Source organism: Zobellia russellii (assembly GCF_044597075.1).
Taxonomy (GTDB): domain Bacteria; phylum Bacteroidota; class Bacteroidia; order Flavobacteriales; family Flavobacteriaceae; genus Zobellia; species Zobellia russellii.
The window spans coordinates 4,200,467-4,218,366 of the sequence record NZ_CP139000.1 but is presented as its reverse complement, the minus strand read 5'-3'; the positions used below and the strand labels follow the sequence as shown (position 1 = coordinate 4,218,366).

General features: G+C 40.8%; 18 protein-coding genes. 5 read left to right on the top strand and 13 right to left on the bottom strand.

The genetic code is table 11. The features are described 5' to 3' along the window. Positions 1-13: 13 nt before the first annotated feature. The 9 genes from SJY45_RS17335 to SJY45_RS17295 form a co-directional block, all read right to left on the bottom strand. On the bottom strand, positions 14-1,423 hold the full coding sequence (locus SJY45_RS17335; protein WP_400072350.1) for a rhodanese-like domain-containing protein: 1,410 nt from the start codon (positions 1,421-1,423) through the stop codon (positions 14-16). Between the two features lie 124 nt (positions 1,424-1,547). Then, positions 1,548-3,278 (bottom strand): SulP family inorganic anion transporter, encoded by a 1,731-nt coding sequence (locus SJY45_RS17330; RefSeq protein ID WP_400072348.1) that lies wholly within the window; start codon positions 3,276-3,278, stop codon positions 1,548-1,550. A 76-nt stretch (positions 3,279-3,354) separates the two neighbouring features. Continuing rightward, positions 3,355-4,536, bottom strand: a complete 1,182-nt coding sequence (locus SJY45_RS17325) for a cytochrome-c peroxidase (RefSeq protein WP_400072346.1) — start codon at positions 4,534-4,536, stop codon at positions 3,355-3,357. Positions 4,537-4,647: 111 nt separating this feature from the next. After that, the gene (locus tag SJY45_RS17320; protein WP_400072344.1) at positions 4,648-5,508 is read right to left on the bottom strand and encodes an SDR family oxidoreductase; all 861 of its coding nucleotides are present in this window, start codon (positions 5,506-5,508) and stop codon (positions 4,648-4,650) included. A gap of 65 nt (positions 5,509-5,573) precedes the next feature. Then, positions 5,574-6,125, bottom strand: coding sequence for a TetR/AcrR family transcriptional regulator (locus tag SJY45_RS17315; protein WP_400072342.1), 552 nt, complete (start codon positions 6,123-6,125; stop codon positions 5,574-5,576). A 94-nt stretch (positions 6,126-6,219) separates the two neighbouring features. Next, positions 6,220-6,852, bottom strand: coding sequence for a Crp/Fnr family transcriptional regulator (locus SJY45_RS17310; protein WP_215438338.1), 633 nt, complete (start codon positions 6,850-6,852; stop codon positions 6,220-6,222). An 11-nt stretch (positions 6,853-6,863) separates the two neighbouring features. Further along, positions 6,864-7,640, bottom strand: a complete 777-nt coding sequence (locus SJY45_RS17305) for an aldose 1-epimerase (RefSeq protein WP_400072339.1) — start codon at positions 7,638-7,640, stop codon at positions 6,864-6,866. Positions 7,641-7,699: 59 nt separating this feature from the next. Next, positions 7,700-8,680, bottom strand: a complete 981-nt coding sequence (locus tag SJY45_RS17300) for a PLP-dependent cysteine synthase family protein (RefSeq protein ID WP_400072338.1) — start codon at positions 8,678-8,680, stop codon at positions 7,700-7,702. A 78-nt stretch (positions 8,681-8,758) separates the two neighbouring features. Next, the gene (locus SJY45_RS17295; protein ID WP_400072336.1) at positions 8,759-10,000 is read right to left on the bottom strand and encodes an ABC transporter permease; all 1,242 of its coding nucleotides are present in this window, start codon (positions 9,998-10,000) and stop codon (positions 8,759-8,761) included. A gap of 3 nt (positions 10,001-10,003) precedes the next feature. On the opposite strand from SJY45_RS17295, the gene SJY45_RS17290 reads away from it, so the two are divergent. After that, positions 10,004-11,266, top strand: a complete 1,263-nt coding sequence (locus tag SJY45_RS17290) for an exo-beta-N-acetylmuramidase NamZ domain-containing protein (RefSeq protein WP_400072334.1) — start codon at positions 10,004-10,006, stop codon at positions 11,264-11,266. 11 nt (positions 11,267-11,277) lie between these two features. Here SJY45_RS17290 and SJY45_RS17285 read toward each other — a convergent pair whose 3' ends face one another. The 3 genes from SJY45_RS17285 to SJY45_RS17275 are packed head-to-tail and all read right to left on the bottom strand — an operon-like array spanning position 11,278 to position 13,187. Beyond that, a complete protein-coding gene (locus SJY45_RS17285; protein ID WP_400072332.1) occupies positions 11,278-12,126 on the bottom strand; it encodes a sterol desaturase family protein in 849 nt (282 codons plus the stop codon). A 52-nt stretch (positions 12,127-12,178) separates the two neighbouring features. After that, entirely contained in the window at positions 12,179-12,661 is a 483-nt protein-coding gene (locus tag SJY45_RS17280; RefSeq protein WP_400072330.1) for a GyrI-like domain-containing protein, read from the bottom strand. Positions 12,662-12,692: 31 nt separating this feature from the next. Continuing rightward, entirely contained in the window at positions 12,693-13,187 is a 495-nt protein-coding gene (locus tag SJY45_RS17275) for a YkgJ family cysteine cluster protein (RefSeq protein WP_215438345.1), read from the bottom strand. 75 nt (positions 13,188-13,262) lie between these two features. Here SJY45_RS17275 and SJY45_RS17270 point away from each other — a divergent pair, with 75 nt between their 5' ends. Then, positions 13,263-13,970 (top strand): class I SAM-dependent methyltransferase, encoded by a 708-nt coding sequence (locus SJY45_RS17270; RefSeq protein ID WP_400072328.1) that lies wholly within the window; start codon positions 13,263-13,265, stop codon positions 13,968-13,970. A gap of 50 nt (positions 13,971-14,020) precedes the next feature. Continuing rightward, positions 14,021-14,947: a hypothetical protein gene (locus SJY45_RS17265; RefSeq protein ID WP_289039066.1), complete on the top strand. Its 927-nt coding sequence runs from the start codon at positions 14,021-14,023 to the stop codon at positions 14,945-14,947. Positions 14,948-14,954: 7 nt separating this feature from the next. Here the strand turns inward: SJY45_RS17265 and SJY45_RS17260 are convergent, their stop codons facing one another. Continuing rightward, entirely contained in the window at positions 14,955-15,587 is a 633-nt protein-coding gene (locus SJY45_RS17260) for a 7-carboxy-7-deazaguanine synthase QueE (protein WP_400072326.1), read from the bottom strand. Between the two features lie 192 nt (positions 15,588-15,779). Here SJY45_RS17260 and SJY45_RS17255 point away from each other — a divergent pair, with 192 nt between their 5' ends. Together SJY45_RS17255 and SJY45_RS17250 are read left to right on the top strand one after the other, a co-directional pair. Further along, a complete protein-coding gene (locus tag SJY45_RS17255) occupies positions 15,780-17,288 on the top strand; it encodes a helicase HerA-like domain-containing protein (RefSeq protein WP_400072324.1) in 1,509 nt (502 codons plus the stop codon). Between the two features lie 47 nt (positions 17,289-17,335). Beyond that, positions 17,336-17,884 carry a hypothetical protein gene (locus SJY45_RS17250; protein WP_215438350.1) on the top strand — a complete coding sequence of 183 codons (549 nt, stop codon included), beginning with the start codon at positions 17,336-17,338 and terminating at the stop codon, positions 17,882-17,884. The last annotated feature ends 16 nt before the right edge of the window (positions 17,885-17,900 follow it).

Genomic DNA, 17,900 nt, shown 5'->3' with positions numbered 1-17,900 from the left:
TGTTTGTACGTACTTACAAGGTAGTAGGACAAACATAGTCCGTTGCAGGAACTTCGGCCTTTTTAAGAGCTCCAAAACCACCTGCTATATCAATAAAGTTGTGAATACCGCGGCTCTTTAAAATAGATTCCGCTATCACGGAACGGTAGCCACCGGCACAGTGTACCAAAAAGGTCTTGTCCTTAGGAAATTCGTTCAGGTAATCGTTCAAGCTATCTAAAGGCGTGTTCTCCGCATCTATTACATGCTCGGAAAGGAATTCACTTTCCTTGCGCACATCAAACACCTCAGCTTCTTTACCCTCAATTTTTGGTTTTGCCTCTTCCGCAGAAATAGAGGTGATGGTATCGTAATCCTTACCCGATGCTTTCCAAGCGTTGAATCCGCCTTTCAAGAATCCTATGGTAGCATCAAAACCTACACGGGACAAACGGGTTACCGCTTCCTCTTCCATATCTTCTGGCGTTACCAACAAAAGGGGTTGTTTAGTGTCTGCGATAAGGGCACCTACCCATGGGGCAAAATCGCCATTAAGGCCAATAAATATAGACCGTGGAATGTGACCTTTTATATAATCTTTTTGATGTCTTACATCCAAAACCACCGCTCCGGATTCGTTAGCAATCAGTTCAAAAGCATCTGGATCTAGAGCCGTGGTACCACGGTCAAGAACATCTGCAATATCTTCATATCCTTCTTTATTCATCTGTACGTTCAAAGGAAAATATTTGGGTGGCGGCATCAGACCGTCCGTAACTTCTTTAATAAATTCGTCCTTGGTCATATCCGCTCGCAACGCATAGTTTACTTTCTTCTGGTTACCCAGGGTATCTACCGTTTCCTTCATCATATTCTTCCCACATGCAGAACCTGCACCGTGTGCGGGGTACACAATAACATCATCGGACAAAGGCATGATTTTGTTCCTTAAACTATCGAACAAGATACCCGCCAAGTCTTCTTGGGTCATATTTGCCGCTTTTTGAGCAAGGTCAGGTCGGCCTACATCGCCCAAAAACAAAGTATCTCCGGAGAAAATAGCATGGTCCTTACCGTTTTCGTCTTTTAACAAATAGGTAGTACTTTCCATGGTATGCCCAGGGGTATGCAATGTTTTTATGGTAATATCGCCCAGCTTAAATTCTTGACCGTCCGTTGCGATCAATGCTTCAAAAGAAGGGTTGGCATTAGGACCGTACACAATTGTGGCGCCCGTTTCTTTGGCAAGGGTAACATGACCGCTAACGAAATCCGCATGAAAATGGGTCTCAAAAATATACTTAATTTTTGCCCCTGCTTTTTCCGCTCTTTCCATATAAGGATGAACCTCGCGCAATGGGTCTATTATAGCCACCTCTCCTTTACTTTCAATATAGTAGGCACCCTGTGCCAGGCATCCGGTATAAATTTGCTCTATTTTCATGATGACATATTTTTAAATTTCCTAAATTGGAAAAATTATACATTTCTAAATGGCCCTCCTAAAAAGGATAACCTTTACTTCTTCTCTTCAAAAATACGGCTATCGCCTAAATTAGTAAGTAACATTAGTTACGGTTACGACGATTCTGGTAGGCAACTTTTTCGCTCAATACCGATAAGGGCGTCATATTATCAAAATAATCTACCGCTTCTTTAGTCTGTACGAATAAATATTGCTTGTGCAAGGCTTCTATAATTCCACTGCTAAAAATGGTGTCCCTAGTGGGTCCCGTAGCTCCCGAAATATAAAACTGAAGCCCTCTGTCATGTAGTTCGTCTATTACACGAATAAGCATTTGAGCTGCACTGGAATCTATATAACTAATGGCCTCCGCATTAAGGATGACCCCTTTTAGACTATCGCCTTTGGCGTCTACATTCCTGAACAGTTCCTTTTTAAAGAAATTCTTATTACCAAAATACAATTGGGAATCAAACCGAACGATAAGCAAGTCTTCCCGTACCAGAACATTTTGTCCAAACCGGTCTATATTTTTATAATAATCAGAACCGTCTATTCTACCCAACACGGCAAAATGTGGTTTTGAGCTCTTGTAAACCATTAACAGCAAGGATAACAATACACCTATTAAAATCCCCTCGGAAATACCAACAAATAGGGTTATCAAAAAAGTGGTTAACAGCACAAAAAGTTCATCCTTACGGTATTCCCAAAGGCTTTTAGGATAGGCAATATCAATAAGTCCGTAGACGGAAACCATAATAATACTTGCCAGTACCGCCTTGGGCAAATAATAAAAAAGTGGTGTTAGGAACAAAAGGGTTACGGCCACTACAATTGCACTGAACAATAAGGCCATAGGTGTTTTTGCACCTGCCTGACCATTTATGGCCGAGCGAGAAAAACTTCCCGTTACCACATACGATTGGAACAGAGATCCCAACATATTAGAACTGCCCAAAGCTATAAGTTCTTTATTGGCATCTATGGTCTCCTCCCCTGTTTGTTCCTCCATAGATTTACCGATGGAAATAGCTTCTAGATACCCAATAAGGGCCATTGTTACCGCAATGGGCGCCAATTCCAGTATAGTATCTACCTTTAATTGTGGCATGGTAAAAGAAGGAAGCCCCGTGGGAATCTCCCCAACTATATTAACACCCACAGCCGGAAGCTGTAAAAAATAAACCACCAGAATACCAATAATAACCACAAAAAGCACACCCGGTATACGCTTATCCCATTTCTTTAAACCTACGATTATTAAGATTCCTATAAACCCGATTGCAAAATCATACAGATTGGTTTCGGATAATTTTTCAAAGGCGTTCATTAGCAACAGGTCAAACCGGTTGCTACGCGCAATATCCACTCCTAAAAGATGCTTTAACTGACTGAACATGATTATAAGTGCCGCCGCCGAAGTAAAACCGCTTATAACCGGCTTGGACAAGAAATTCACCAAAAAACCCATCCGCAGAACCCCTAAAATCAATTGCACCGTACCAACGGAAAAAGCCAAGAGCAATGCCATGGCAATATAATTGTCCGTAGAGGTAATGGCCAAAGTTCCCAAACCTGCTGCCACCAAAAGGGAATCCATTGCCACAGGCCCTACGGCCAACTGTCTAGAAGTACCAAAAAACGTATAGGCAATCATAGGCACCAAAGAAGCGTAAAGCCCATAAACCGGTGGTAAACCGGCAATCATGGCATAAGCCATACCTTGGGGAATAAGAATAATGCCAACGGTAAGTCCGGCTATGAGATCTTTGGAAAACCAACTCTTATTATAGTCCGTAATCCACTCCAAAAAAGGAAGAATTCTTCGCATGGGACAAATGTACCATTAAATCTAAAATGGCTGTGTTACCTGTGTTACACCAACGTAAAGAAACCAAAAGAAAATCTTATTGAATATTACCGCCTACTGGTAGACCACTGGGCACACTTTCCGGTAAACTCGTATCAAAATTGGTATCGTTAAGCGTATTTAAAAACGAAATGATCTGGGACATTTCCTTAACGGACAATTTCAGTTCCCTAACGAACGGATCGTACTTTTTAACCGGCACATGTTTGTTCCGTTCCTTACCATTGGCAATATCCTCATAAAATTCCAGCACCTTTTTAAGGGTAGTTAAACTGCCGTTGTGCATATAAGGCGGCGTAAAACGTAAGTTTCGTAGTGTAGGCGTCCGAAAAGCAAAGGTGTCTTTAAAACCTGCATCCGGTTGTACTAATTTTTCGTTCTCCGGCGTGCCCAGGACATGCATTTTGTAATCCGAAAACATAGGGCCGTTATGACAGTTGACGCAGCCAACCGATTTAAAAAGCTCAAAACCCTCCTTTTCCGAAATCAAGATAGCATCCTGATCGCCCCGCATATATTGATCAAACCTGGAGTTATTGGTTACTAGCGACCTTTCAAAAGCTGCTATAGCCTTAGCCAGATTTTCTACGGATACCGCGTTGGGTTCCCCAAAAGCATCCGCAAACAACTTTTGGTACTCAGGAATATTTTTCACGCGGTCTACTACTGTCTGGAGAATATTGTCTTCGGCAATACCGTGCCCCCGCATTTCCTCAAAAGCCTTTATAGGTTCCAAAGCCTGTTTTTCAAGACTTTTTACACGGTCGTCCCAAAACATGGTTGCCTCAGAAGGTTCATAATTACCAAAAGCATCCATTCCATTATATGCCGAATTAATAATAGTAGGCGCATTTCTTTTTACAAAGGGAATATCATTGGACGCATTAAACTTACGCTTACTGCCCAAACCACTGGCGTTAGGACCGATACTGATATCCAAAAATTCTGCATATCCATTATCCGGATGATGGCAGGTGGCGCAAGCCACATCTTTATTTCCGGAAAGAATAGGGTCGTAAAAAAGTAATTTGCCCAGCGCTTCCTTTTCCGGTGTAGAGGGATTGTCTGCTGGAGATTTTACCGTTTTGGGCAACGCCGTATACGTAGTTACGACCCGTGTTGTATTCTGGGTCTTTTCTTGCTTTTTACCATTGTCACCACAACCAATGAAAAACATTGGCAACGCAATAAACAACAGCTTCTTTCCTATTCCAGACATAAAAATAACTACGCAATAGAACAGTAAAAATAAGCAATAAAAGACAAAAGAAATATGATTTTTGTCAGCTAGCCCATTGAAAACCAGCTTAGCTGACAGCCCCGTTTTTTCTTATAGGAACCTAGTCTTAATCTCATTCACCAATTTAGTTCCGTCCGGGTCAGCTTTTGTCTTCAACTCACATAACTCTTCTGCCCATTTAGACGTACGAATGCGCATTGGTGGGTGCTCGTTTTCTGCAATGTTCATGATTACGGCAGCCACTTCCTGACCTGTTTGGTAAATTTGCGCGGCACCCTCGCTCGCTCGCTCTTGGTTCTTTTTTAAATATTGCTGAAAAATTGGTAAATATTCTCCCGTAGCCAATTGACCATCAACCGCAGTTTTCTCAACAGCAGAAGTCATGAATTCCGTAGAGATGCCGCCAGGCTCAACACAGCTAAATTTAATATTAAAAGCATCGCCAAGATAACTGGCCAAACCTTCCATATACCCTTCTACTCCAAATTTTGCCCCACAATACAGCTCGTTAAAAGGTTGGCCCACCAAGCCACCAACAGAGGTAATACTAATTACCTGCCCGGACCTTTGCTTACGCATATACGGTAAAACGGCCTGTGTACAGAATACCACCCCGTGGTAATTTACATCCGTAACCCATCTGATTTCCTCTTCGCTAGCCTGTTCCGTAGTTTTGGCAAAACCCGCTCCGGCATTATTGACCAAAACATCTATCTGCCCGTCTTTCTCTATAATAGTTTCCACAGCCTTTTTAATGGAATCAACTTTGGTAACGTCCAGTTCCAAAATTTCAATATCCAAATGGGCTTCATCAATTTTTTCCTTTAATGCAGTTGCCTTAGCCAAGTTTCGCATTGAAGCGTACACTTTATACCCTTTTTGTGCAAAAAGTAATGAGGCCTCTAGCCCTACTCCTGATGATGTTCCTGTTATTAATACGTTTCTTTTCATTTTATCTTAGTTTTAAAATATGTATTTTGGAATGAACATTCACTCCAATTTATGATTAAATTTTTTTAGCCCTTTATTCCATCCCAAACCATGTTCACTTGATTTTGAATAGAATTTGACGGTACACTTTCCTGTGAATGGTACCATCTTAAATAGGAAACCACTGCCCCACCCATAAACTGGATAAGCTCATCTGTTTCTATATTCTTTATAATCAGCAATTCTTTTCCCTTGTTGAGCAAATCATAGACCGGGAGTACCGTTGCCAACCCTTTTTTCTTACTTTCCTCAGTAATGATAGGTGAAGCCCTAATCTGCTCCATGAACATAAAATACTGAGCATTATCAATAAAAAACAGGATTATGTCTTTAAAATATCCTTCAAACTGGGATTTAATAGGTTGGGTTTCATCAAAATCAGGAAAAGCGGTATTCTCCTGCTCCTTAATGCTTACATAGAGTTCGTTGATCAATTCATCCTTAGTAGGGAAATAATTGTATATCGTTCCCATACCCGTTCCGGCATTTTTTGCAATAGCCGACATAGGTGTATTGTGCACACCCTTTGTTACCAAAAGTTCCAAAGCGGACCGTAAGATGTTTTCTTTCTTATTCACAGGGCAAATGTATTCTTTTTGGAATAAACATTCCAATTTTTTAACTAAACTTTAAATTTGAGGCTTTTACGGTTCTAAGAAAGTTAAAGAAAATCTATAAATCTACCACCTTAATCCGGTTGCGTTGCATCTCAATCCTTCCTTCTTTTTCCAGTTTTTTCAACAACCTTGAAATCACTACACGAGAAGTATTTAGATCGTAAGCTATATCTTGATGTGTAGTCTGCACAAATTCATCATGGTTTACCATAGCCTTGTCCTGAAGGTGTTTCAGTAATCTTTCATCCATCCGTAGAAAAGCCAAGGTGTCTACCGTCTCCAATAGCTCGGTCATTCGGGTATGGTAGCTGTCCAAGATAAATTGTCGCCATGTAGCGTATTTCGCCATCCAAACTTCCATCTTTTCCACGGGAATCATAATGAGTTCCGTGTCACTTTCGGCTACCGCACGTATCTCACTTTTATGGGTACCCACGCAACATGAAAAGGTCATGGCACACGTATCTCCCCTTTCCAAAAAATACAATAAAAGCTCGTCTCCGTTCTCATCTTCGCGCAGGATTTTAATGGCGCCACTCAGTAACAAGGGCATATGAGATATGGTTTCACCAATATCCATAATTACGGTACCCTGCTTAAATTTTTTCAACATTCCTACGGTTTGCATTTCTTCTAGGAGAGCATCCTCAAAGAGATAGCCATAGTTTTGTAAAAGACCTTCTTTCATATATCTGGAGATTATATGGCGCTAATGGAAACCTTATATTCCCGATCGGTATTCTGAAGGTATTCAAACCCTTCGTGAAGTTTTGTTTGCTCTACTGCATACGGATAAAATGTAATAGGCTCTATGCAAACCATATTTGGAACTTCTGTCCACAACATAAAATTACCAAAGCCTTCCGTACGAATACGAAGTTCTTTCTGGTCTTTTAAGATGATTTCAGAACAATTAGGCACTTGTAGCGCCCTACTGCCCACATCCATAATTTCCTTAAGGGTGATTTCTTTTTCACCGGCCAATACTGTTGGACTGTCCGCATAGAGTTTAAAAGCCGGATGATACCCCAACATAAACGGCATATCCCGTTCCCCCGAAACCGTAAAAACAACTTCAAGCCCCGTCTGGGTTAAACGGAAGGTTTTTTTTAAGCTGAAATCATACGTCCAGAACAACCACTCCTTATTGGATTTATTCGGGAATTTTGAGTTTTTTATTCGCGTACCCGCCGTATACTTTTTTTCCAGAACAGCTTCTGTGTCCGTAGTGGAAACTATCTCGTACGCCATCTCGCGAAGAAGACCATGCTGATCTTGGATAGCTATATCCCTTGGGGTCTGCACTTGAAACTTGGCATCGGCCGTAGGCCCAATAATAGGAAACATTTCGGTATCCGAACTACGCCACCCCGGACTCCCTTTTTGGTGAATATATTCATACCCATCTACCGTATACCCCACCAATTCTCCGGCATCTATATTTACTTTTTGATTTTCAAGCTTTAATTCTATCATCTCACTAAATTTTATAGCTGTTTAACAAGAAGTCGTTTTTCTTATCCTGTCTTACAAAGCTAATCTAAAAACCCTTTTTCACGCATCCAATCATCATTGAACATTTTTCCAACATACCGGCTCCCATGGTCATGAAAAAGTACTACAACCAGGTCATCTTTTTTAAAATGTTCCTTTAATTGCAACACCCCTTTTATGGCCGCTCCGGCAGAATTGCCCAAAAACATAGCCTCTTCTTTAGCCAAACGTTGGGTGTAAACCGCTGCATCCTTATCCGTAACTTTTGTAAATCCGTCAATGACATCAAAATCTACATTTTCCGGTAGAATGTCCTCCCCTATACCTTCGGTGGTATATGGATAAATTTCTTTGGGGTCGAATACTCCGGTTTCATGATACTTTTTAAACACCGAACCATAGGTATCTACACCCCAAATTTTAATATTGGGGTTCTTTGATTTTAAAAACCTGCCCACACCGGAGATTGTTCCGCCCGTACCCACGCCCACTACAAAATGGGTAACCTTGCCATTGGTCTGCTCCCATATTTCAGGCCCGGTAGTCAAAAAGTGGGCCTTGGAGTTACTAGGGTTATCATACTGGTTAACGTACCATGAATTAGGTACCTCTTTTGCCAATCTTTTTGCCGTGGAGTAATAACTACGTGAATCACTAGGTTTTACATCTGTAGGACAAACGTGCACCTCGCTCCCCATAGCCCTTAGAATATCTATTTTTTCCTTGGACTGTTTATCACTTATAACACAAATAAGCTTGTACCCCTTTACCGTTGCCGCCAATGCCAGACCCATACCTGTATTTCCTGAAGTAGCCTCAATAATAGTCCCTTCAGGTTTCAATACACCGGAAGTCTCGGCGTCCTTAATCATCTGCAAGGCCATGCGGTCCTTGACGGAATTTCCGGGGTTAAAAGTTTCGTACTTGGCCAAAACCATGCAGGGCAACTCAGAAGTTAGTCGGTTTAATTTCACTAAGGGCGTATTACCAATGGTGTCCAGAATATTTTCCGCGTATTTCATGAGCTAACTGTTCGGTTTATATATAGGGAAAATACGAAGAACGTCCTACATATAAAAAGAGGCCATATCTATGTGCCCCTATTCGAACTTAATTGCCTTAACGGGAGTAATTTTGGTGATGATATAGGACGGCACCAAAAGCATAATAACACAAAGTACCAGCACGCCAATATTTAAGGCCACTACGGTAATAAAATCTATATGTACCGGCACATAATCTATGTAATACTCTTTGGGGTTTGGGAATTTTAATACCTGAAATTTATCCTGAATAAAGATGGCCCCCAGACCAATGACATTACCCCAAACAAGGCCTATACCAATGAGGTAGCTGGCGTTGTACAAAAACACTTTACGTATGCTCCAGTTGGCGGACCCTAAAGCCTTTAATATTCCAATCATCTGGGTCCGCTCTAAAATCAACACTAATAAAGCGGTAATCATATTAAATCCGCTTACGATAATTACGATGCCTATGATCAAAATAATATTAAAATCGAACAGGCTTATCCATTCAAAAATCTTGTAATACTTATCTATAATAGTCTGCGTATCTAACGTGGACAGGGTTTTACCATAAATCTCCCTGCTCTTCTCATCTATATCATCAAAACTATTCAAGAAAATTTCAAAGTTCCCCACTTGATCATTGCCCCATTTGTTCATACGCTGAATATGGCGTATATCCGTAAAGAGATAAAGTCCGTCAAACTCCTCAAAGCCGCTATCGTAAAGTCCGGTAATCTTAAATTTCCGTTGGTTGGGCAATTTTGAAACATCGCCATCCTTTAAGAAAAAAGCATAGAATGTATCTCCGGTTTTTAAGTGCAAACGGTTGGCCATGAGCGTAGACATGAGAACTTCCTCATTTAGCTCGCCCGTATAATAGGGCAATTTACCGTCTACCAAATACTCTTGAAAAGCAGACCAATTATAATCACTACCTACCCCCTTGGCAATGATGCCTTCAAAAGTAGTTTCGGTTCTAATGATACCCGCTTTGCTAGCTACTGCCTGTACATGGGCTATACCATCGACGCCCTTAAATTCCGGATAAAAATCCTGTTCTAACGATACCGGCATTACGGAAACGTCCGAAGCATTATTATCGTAACTAGAGATTTGGATATGACCATTAAAAGCGGCCACTTTCTCGCGAATTTTATGCTTAAGCCCCACTCCGGTAGCGATAGCAATGAGCATCATTACAACCCCCAAGGCAATAGCTGCAATTGCTATTTTTATTATTGGAGCGGAAATACTAATTTTATGCGCCTCACCTTTGATGAGCCGCTTGGCCAAAAAATATTCAAAATTCAATCTATGGCGTTTTTAAACTGTTTCAAAAGTACATTTTTCATTTGGTTTTTGCTTATTATAGCCTGCGGAAACACGCCTAAAGCCGAGAAACCTGGTTCAGAACCAATTTTGGTGCCCAACGATACTATTTTTGAAAAGCCCGTTATAGTTGCAGCAAATAGGACCGATGCCTATTTACCCTTATTAAAAGGAAAGAAAGTGGCCGTTGTAGGAAACCAGACTACCATTATTTTTAAAACGACCAAAGCGGACACGGAGTCTTCCGCCCCCTACGTTCACCTAGTGGATTCTTTACTGGCCCTGAATGTTGATATCAAAAAAGTTTTTGCTCCCGAACACGGGTTTAGAGGCAGTGTTGATGCCGGCGAAAAGGTGAAAGACGGAGTTGACAGTAAAACCGGACTTCCGCTCATTTCGCTATACGGAAAAAACAGAAAACCTTCTGCCGCACAGTTAAAGGATATTGATGTTGTGCTTTTTGACATTCAAGATGTGGGCGTTAGGTTCTATACCTATATTGCCACGTTGCAATTGGTAATGGAAGCTTGCGCGGCAGAAAACATACCTCTGATCGTTCTTGATCGTCCTAACCCCAATGCGCATTATATTGATGGGCCTACTATGGAAAAAGCCCACACCGGCTTCTTGGGAATGACGGAAATACCATTGGTCTATGGAATGACCATTGGCGAATATGCTCAAATGATCAATGAAGAACAATGGATAGAAGGTGAGAAAAAAGCAAACCTTACCGTAATATCCTTAGAAAATTGGACACACGAAACGGAGTATAGCTTGGCCGTTAGACCTTCTCCCAATTTACCCAACGATATTGCCATTAATCTCTACCCCAGTTTAGGTCTTTTTGAAGGCACCAATGTTAATGCCGGAAGAGGAACAGAACTACAGTTCCAATGTTATGGAGCTTCATTTTTAGATAGCACCCAATATAGCTTCAGGTATACGCCAATGCCTAATTTTGGTTCCAAAAATCCAAAAGAGAAAGGAAAAATTTGCTTTGGAAAGGATTTATCCGAGTTTCCTAAAATGAGCGGGGTATCCGTTCAATGGCTTATAGATGCCTACACCAACTCCAAGGACAAATCCAAAGTGTTCATCACAAGTGGATTCACAAAACATGCAGGTACACAAAAACTACAAAAACAAATAGAAAGCGGTGAAACCGAGGAAACCATAAAAGAGAGCTGGCAACCTGATTTGATTAAATTCAAAAAAGTAAGAAAGAAATATTTACTTTATCCATAGCCCCAGAATGATTACAAACTACTTTCCGTTTCGGACCAAGTGGTGGGCTTTCTAGATTTGTGAAAGGGCTGTTTTAGCAATCCTTTTATGCTTGCGTTTTCAACCTCATCAGGAAACGTATCTACCCCGTAAATGATACTTTCTCTATCAAACTTCTTAAAAGTTCCAAAAAGACGGTCCCAAATAGAAAATATATTTCCATAATTACTATCTGTATATGGTAATTTATAATGATGATGTACTTTATGCATATCCGGTGAAGCAATGACCCAGCTTAAAACCTCATCTAGCTTTCTGGGCATTTTAATATTGGCATGATTAAACTGGGTAGCCACTAGAGAAAGTGATTGGTACAACATAACAATACCAATAGGAGTACCCACAATTAACACCCCGAACAATGTAAAGACAAAACGTATCATGCTTTCTAATGGGTGATGGCGGTTGGCCGTAGTGGTATCTACATTGTGATCGGTATGGTGCACCAAATGAACTCGCCACAAAAGCTTTACTTTATGCTCAACAAGATGTGCCAGGTACGCCCCGATCAAATCCAAAAGTAAAAGACCCACAATTACATACAACCATAAGGGCATTTCCGGCAACCAGTTGATGATTCCAAAATTCTCGGTCACGGTAAAATCTGCGGTTTTAAGTAACAAAAAGGCCAGTACAAAATTTACGATTACCGTTGTAAACGTGAAAAAGAGATTGGGCAAAGCATGCTCCCATTTCTTATAAGTAAAACCAAAGAGGGGCACAATGCCTTCTAACACCCAAAAAAAAGTAATCCCTCCCACCAAGATAAGCGAACGGTGTAAAGAAGGGATAGTTTCAAAATAATCGATTATGAATTCCATACTTTAAATATAGAAAATTTAAAGTATTACAAAACAAAGGGCACTATAACTGCTATTTTAATTTTATCGGTATCCAAACCTCTTCTTCGGAATCAGGTTGGTTGTTTTTGTATTTCTCTCCTAAAATTTCAAAATGAGGCCTGCGGTCCAATTCATACTTGGAACTTGGTATCCATTCCTTAAAAATAAAATTCATGGTTTTAGCAAATTCACTAGAGGGCCCCTTGTGAATGAACACTGCGTATAATCCCCCATGTAAATCTAAGGTTTTGAAATCTTTGGCATACGCACCATATCCACTCACTTCTATGACCGCCCACTTTGTAAACTCCGTAGTTGGATTAAACCCTACCTCGTCCGGGAAGGTATCATACACTTGTAAAGAATATAAATCTGAACCTATACTATTTGTAATATGCTTTTTAAGCGGCATAAAACCGCTCCATAGCTCAAACGTGCGATTATTGGCCAGACTCATTTTTAAAGCATGTCCTACCAGTTTCTTTTCTTCAAGCTCAACTATTCTGGGCTCCATACAGCGTGTTCAATTAAGGTTCTAAAAAAAATCAGTTACCAATGGCTTTCTTCATTTTCTCTACGATATTGAATGCCGCAGGGCAAATGGCCACGTTTTTTAAAGTTAGGTTAGAGATCTGCTGAAACTTTTTACGGTCCGTATGCGGAAACTCCCGGCAGGCCTTTGGCCGTACGTCATAAATTGAGCAATAGTTATCCGCCCCTAAAAAAGTGCAGGGAACTTGCTGTAACACATAATCGTTCTCCTCATCAACACGTAAATATTGCTCTATGAATTTTTGGGGCTTTAGCCTAAAATATTTAGCAATACGCTCTACATCGGCTTTCGTAAATAACGGGCCTGTTGTTTTACAGCAATTGGCACATTCCAAACAATCGGTTCGCTCAAATTCATCATCATGTAATTCTTGCATTACATAATCCAAATTCTTGGGTGGCCGCTTTTTAAGCTTGGCAAAAAATTTGCGGTTTTCATTGTGCTTATCCTTCGCTTTCTTGGGAAGTTCCTTTAAAATTTGCTCCATCCTCTTAAAAATCTGACCAAAACTAAACAAGAAATACTTAAAAAGTCCAATTTTGCCAAACAAACCACTTCTCCTATGATAGACGTATTTGGCCGTGCCATATTAGATTTTCAAAAAGACAACTACACGGAAGACATTATTACCTTCTCCTCTTTGGATGAAGAAGATGTTATTCCTGTGCCCTATTTGTTCAGAAACTTCAAAGAAATGCCAAAGTTGGAACAAGAGGCGCTACAGCTTTGTAAGGGATTGGTTTTGGATGTTGGCTGCGGCGCCGGAAGCCACAGTCTGTATTTACAGGAAAAAGGTCTGGAGGTGACCGCCCTTGATTATTCCGAAGGAGCCACCAAAACATGTAAGTTACGCGGGTTACAAAACGTGGTGTATTCGGATATCTACAGTTTTAAAGACCAAAAGTTCGATACGTTGTTATTATTAATGAACGGTATTGGCATTGTGGGCAAATTAAACCATATGTCCAAATTCTTGAAACACTTAAAAACCCTAATGAACCCAGGTGCACAAATTTTATTGGATTCCAGCGATATCATTTACATGTTTGAAGAGGACGAAGATGGTGGTGTTTGGGTACCGGATACCGGTTCTTACTATGGTGAAATTGAATTCCAAATGAAATACAAAGACCAAAAAAGCGATTCTTTTTTCTGGTTGTACCTGGATTACAACACCTTAGAAATGGCCGCTGAGGCCAACGGTTTTAACTGTAAACTTGTAAGAAACGGCGAACATTACGACTATTTGGCTAAATTATGGCTTAAATAACAGTATTTTTCGCCATTTTTGTTCTTAATGAAGGCCCCTAAAATACAAGGATGAACAAATTACGAATACTTCCAGCAGTTTTAACTCTTATCTTTTTTATAGGATGTTCCAAAGATGATTCCGTACAAACTCAGGAAAGAGAAACTGCCCAGGCCAAAGAAGCTAGCCTTAAAAGTGCCGGGGCTTCGGCAACAGACCTTTTATCTAACGACAACTTTACCAAGCTTTTAATAGAGATTGCCTACGTAGACGGGTTTAAGCCAACCGAAGAGGCCATGGAAGGTTTTGTATCCTATTTAAAACAAAGAACATTCAAAGAAGATATTGAATTAAAATACACCAAACTAGAATCTCCGGACGAAGAAAATCTGACTTTGGAAGAAATAGCCAAACTAGAATCCGAAAACAGAACGGTTTACAATGAAGGTTCTACCCTTGGCCTATACATTTACTTTGCAGATGCTCCTGCCGAAGGCGATGATGACGAAGAAGGATTGGTTACCCTAGGTGCGGTATACCGGAATACTTCTATGATCCTACACGAAGTAACCATTCGTAAACTAGCAGACCGAAGTTTTTTCATTACGGATGCCGATGTTGAAAATTCTACATTGAACCATGAATTTGGCCATCTGTTCGGGCTTGTAAACCTAGGGACACAACCCGTTAACGACCATGAGGATATTGAACGTGATGAAGACGGAAAACCCGTTTTGGACGAAGAAGGCAATACAAAAGGCAACAACCACTGTTCAGTTGAAGGTTGCTTGATGCGAGCCGAACTTCAATTTGGTGGTTTTAGCGGCAAATCTGCCAAAAGTGCAACGGATAACGGTACCATTACGGCTGCGTGCCGCCTTAGCGGAAAAGATGTGCTTAGAATGCTGGAAGCAAAAACTTCCAAAGGTATTCTACCGGAACCTCCTAGTTTAGACGCAGAGTGCCTTCTAGATCTACGCTCTATAGGAGGGCGCTAAAGAAGAATTACGGAATATTCAAATACTTATGCGTCTGCAAGCTTACCTTCCATTTTGGGTTTTGCATAACATAGTCTACGATCATAGGCACCACTTTGTCCCGAACGCTCCATTCTGGTTGTAGGTACAAAATGCAATCATTATTCGTTTTTGCCGCTTCCTGTTCCGCAAAAATTAAGTCGTGCTTATTGTATACTATAACCTTTAGCTCATGGGCTTCGTCATATACCTTACCCATGGGCAATTTGTTCTTTTTTGGCGAGAGACAAATCCAGTCCCACGTACCGGTCAAAGGATAAGCACCGGAAGTTTCAATATGGGTCTTTAAGTTCTTGGCCTTTAGGGCATCGGTTAAAGGTTGCATATTCCAAGTTAGGGGTTCCCCACCTGTAATAACAATAGTATCGGAATACTTAGCGGCGTTCTCGGTAATCTGCTCAATAGCCGTTGGCGGATGGGTTTCTGCATTCCAGCTTTCCTTAACATCGCACCAATGGCATCCTACATCGCAACCACCAACACGAATAAAATATGCTGCTGTACCTTTATGGAAACCTTCTCCCTGTATGGTATAAAATTCTTCCATTAAGGGCAACATGTTCCCTTTATCAACTTCCTGTAAAACTTCCTTTTTAACCATCGTGCAAAGATACGCGTTGAAAATACCAAAACCCAAATTCTCAAACTTAAATTATGTGCGTGCATAATAATCCGCTAAGTCTGTAATTTTCATTGCCTACGGCCCCTATTCAGCTTTGTTCAAACCCAAACTTCTCTAAAAGTCTCGGCTAAACAGTAAAAATTCCCTTATTTTTACTTCAAAATACGCCGTATGCCAACTAAAGACAAATTTGTAGAACATATAGAAACCGGTTATACCACCAAAGGTGATTATATAGTTATGGGTGCCGCCATGCTCAATGGTGAAGCGGTTACCAATGCCCATGTAAAAGTGCCCTTAAAGACGTTGAACCGTCACGGACTTATTGCAGGAGCAACGGGAACAGGTAAAACAAAAACACTTCAGGTACTGGCCGAAAATTTGTCGGACAAAGGCATTCCGGTTCTGTTAATGGACCTTAAAGGTGATTTAAGTGGACTTGCACAGCCAAGTCCCGGTCATCCAAAAATAGACGAGCGTCATGCCATGATAGGCAATCTTCCGTTTGAAGCAAAGTCGTTTCCAGTAGAGATTCTATCCCTTTCCGAACAAGACGGGGTAAAACTTAGGGCCACAGTTTCAGAATTTGGACCAGTGCTCCTATCACGTATCCTAGACCTTACCGAAACACAAGAAGGTATTGTGGCCGTGGTCTTTAAATACTGTGATGACAACAAATTGCCACTGTTGGACTTGAAAGATTTTAAGAAAGTACTACAATACGCAACCGGATCGGGCAAAGCGGAATTCACCAAAGATTACGGTAGAATTTCCTCTAGTTCAACTGGCGCCATTCTTAGAAAAATTATAGAGCTAGAGCAGCAGGGTGCCGATTTGTTTTTTGGCGAAAAATCATTTGATGTAGACGATTTAACCCGAGTTGATGAAAATGGAAGGGGCTACATTAACATTTTACGCTTGACGGATATTCAAGACCGCCCAAAACTGTTCTCTACTTTTATGTTGAGCCTACTGGCGGAAATCTACAGTACATTTCCTGAGCAAGGCGATAGTGACAGACCTGAATTAATCCTGTTTATAGACGAAGCCCACCTAATTTTCAACGAAGCTTCAAAAGCACTATTGGACCAAATTGAAAGTATTGTAAAGTTGATACGCTCAAAAGGAATAGGGCTTTACTTTGTTACCCAAAACCCTGCCGATGTTCCCAATGAGGTTCTTTCGCAGCTGGGGCTAAAAGTTCAGCATGCGCTACGTGCCTTTACCGCCAGAGACCGAAAAGCGATTAAACTTACGGCTGAAAACTACCCTATTTCCGAATATTACAACACTAAAGAAGTCTTAACCTCCCTGGGTATTGGAGAAGCCTTGATTTCCGCTTTGGATGAAAAAGGAAGGCCTACTCCACTTGCCGCCACATTGCTTCGCGCCCCCATGAGCCGTATGGATGTATTAACGGAAAGCGAGCTGAAAACTGTGATAAAAAATTCTAAGTTGGTCACAAAATATGGTGAGGTTATAGACCGTGAAAGCGCTTATGAGATCTTGAACGAAAAGATAGAAAAGGCAGAAACAGAAGCAGCAAAGGAAAAGGCTAAACCAAAAACCACATCTAGAAGACGAAGCACAAGCACACGCCAGAATCCGGTTATAAAGGTATTGACCAGTGCCACTTTTATTCGTGGTGTTTTAGGGGTTTTGAAAAAAGTAATTCGATAAAGTAAAACGCAATTTTTCAGATAGCAACGAACAATCTACACAAATACATGAAAAGTATACTAATTAGCATCTGCCTAATCCTATGTCTCGCAAGTTGTAATGAAGAAAAGGACACGTCCTTCTCTATTATAAAAGACCGTGTAGGCAAATTGGACCGTATTAGTCTGGTACGCGACTTAAAAATTATATACGAAAACGATTCTATCGTAAAGGATAGCACCAGCATTAATAGCGCTAACAACAGTAAAAAAGTTAAGGTGTTCGAAAAAGGGGGGAAACCCTTATTGACCCTTACTCCAAACTCGGATAGCATACCCACTATTGAGAATATTCGCATAGAAGACCCACGTTTTACTACGGATAAAGGTGTTGGCCTAGGTAGTACTTTTAAGGATATTAAGGACAATTATACTATTCGCAAGGTCATTACATCTATGAACAACGTGGTTATTCTTCTAAAAGATAGCGATGTCTATTTTACCATAAGTAAAGAGGAGCTACCTTCTAGTTTGCGGTATGCCTCAAGTGTAAATATAGAAGCTGTCCAAATTCCGGATGATGCCAAAATCAAATATATGATGGTTGCTTGGGACTAGGTTTTCCCCGTAGTCA

What these genes read in the sequence shown, in the direction of transcription:
- SJY45_RS17330 (WP_400072348.1), bottom strand. Translation starts at nt 3,278, where the DNA reads ATGCGAAGAATTCTTCCTTTTTTGGAGTGGATTACGGACTATAATAAG.
- SJY45_RS17270 (WP_400072328.1), top strand. Translation starts at nt 13,263, where the DNA reads ATGATAGACGTATTTGGCCGTGCCATATTAGATTTTCAAAAAGACAAC.
- SJY45_RS17260 (WP_400072326.1), bottom strand. Translation starts at nt 15,587, where the DNA reads ATGGTTAAAAAGGAAGTTTTACAGGAAGTTGATAAAGGGAACATGTTG.
- SJY45_RS17285 (WP_400072332.1), bottom strand. Translation starts at nt 12,126, where the DNA reads ATGGAATTCATAATCGATTATTTTGAAACTATCCCTTCTTTACACCGT.
- SJY45_RS17310 (WP_215438338.1), bottom strand. Translation starts at nt 6,852, where the DNA reads ATGAAAGAAGGTCTTTTACAAAACTATGGCTATCTCTTTGAGGATGCT.
- SJY45_RS17290 (WP_400072334.1), top strand. Translation starts at nt 10,004, where the DNA reads ATGGCGTTTTTAAACTGTTTCAAAAGTACATTTTTCATTTGGTTTTTG.
- SJY45_RS17250 (WP_215438350.1), top strand. Translation starts at nt 17,336, where the DNA reads ATGAAAAGTATACTAATTAGCATCTGCCTAATCCTATGTCTCGCAAGT.
- SJY45_RS17300 (WP_400072338.1), bottom strand. Translation starts at nt 8,680, where the DNA reads ATGAAATACGCGGAAAATATTCTGGACACCATTGGTAATACGCCCTTA.
- SJY45_RS17335 (WP_400072350.1), bottom strand. Translation starts at nt 1,423, where the DNA reads ATGAAAATAGAGCAAATTTATACCGGATGCCTGGCACAGGGTGCCTAC.
- SJY45_RS17320 (WP_400072344.1), bottom strand. Translation starts at nt 5,508, where the DNA reads ATGAAAAGAAACGTATTAATAACAGGAACATCATCAGGAGTAGGGCTA.
- SJY45_RS17325 (WP_400072346.1), bottom strand. Translation starts at nt 4,536, where the DNA reads ATGTCTGGAATAGGAAAGAAGCTGTTGTTTATTGCGTTGCCAATGTTT.
- SJY45_RS17280 (WP_400072330.1), bottom strand. Translation starts at nt 12,661, where the DNA reads ATGGAGCCCAGAATAGTTGAGCTTGAAGAAAAGAAACTGGTAGGACAT.
- SJY45_RS17265 (WP_289039066.1), top strand. Translation starts at nt 14,021, where the DNA reads ATGAACAAATTACGAATACTTCCAGCAGTTTTAACTCTTATCTTTTTT.
- SJY45_RS17275 (WP_215438345.1), bottom strand. Translation starts at nt 13,187, where the DNA reads ATGGAGCAAATTTTAAAGGAACTTCCCAAGAAAGCGAAGGATAAGCAC.
- SJY45_RS17255 (WP_400072324.1), top strand. Translation starts at nt 15,780, where the DNA reads ATGCCAACTAAAGACAAATTTGTAGAACATATAGAAACCGGTTATACC.
- SJY45_RS17305 (WP_400072339.1), bottom strand. Translation starts at nt 7,640, where the DNA reads ATGATAGAATTAAAGCTTGAAAATCAAAAAGTAAATATAGATGCCGGA.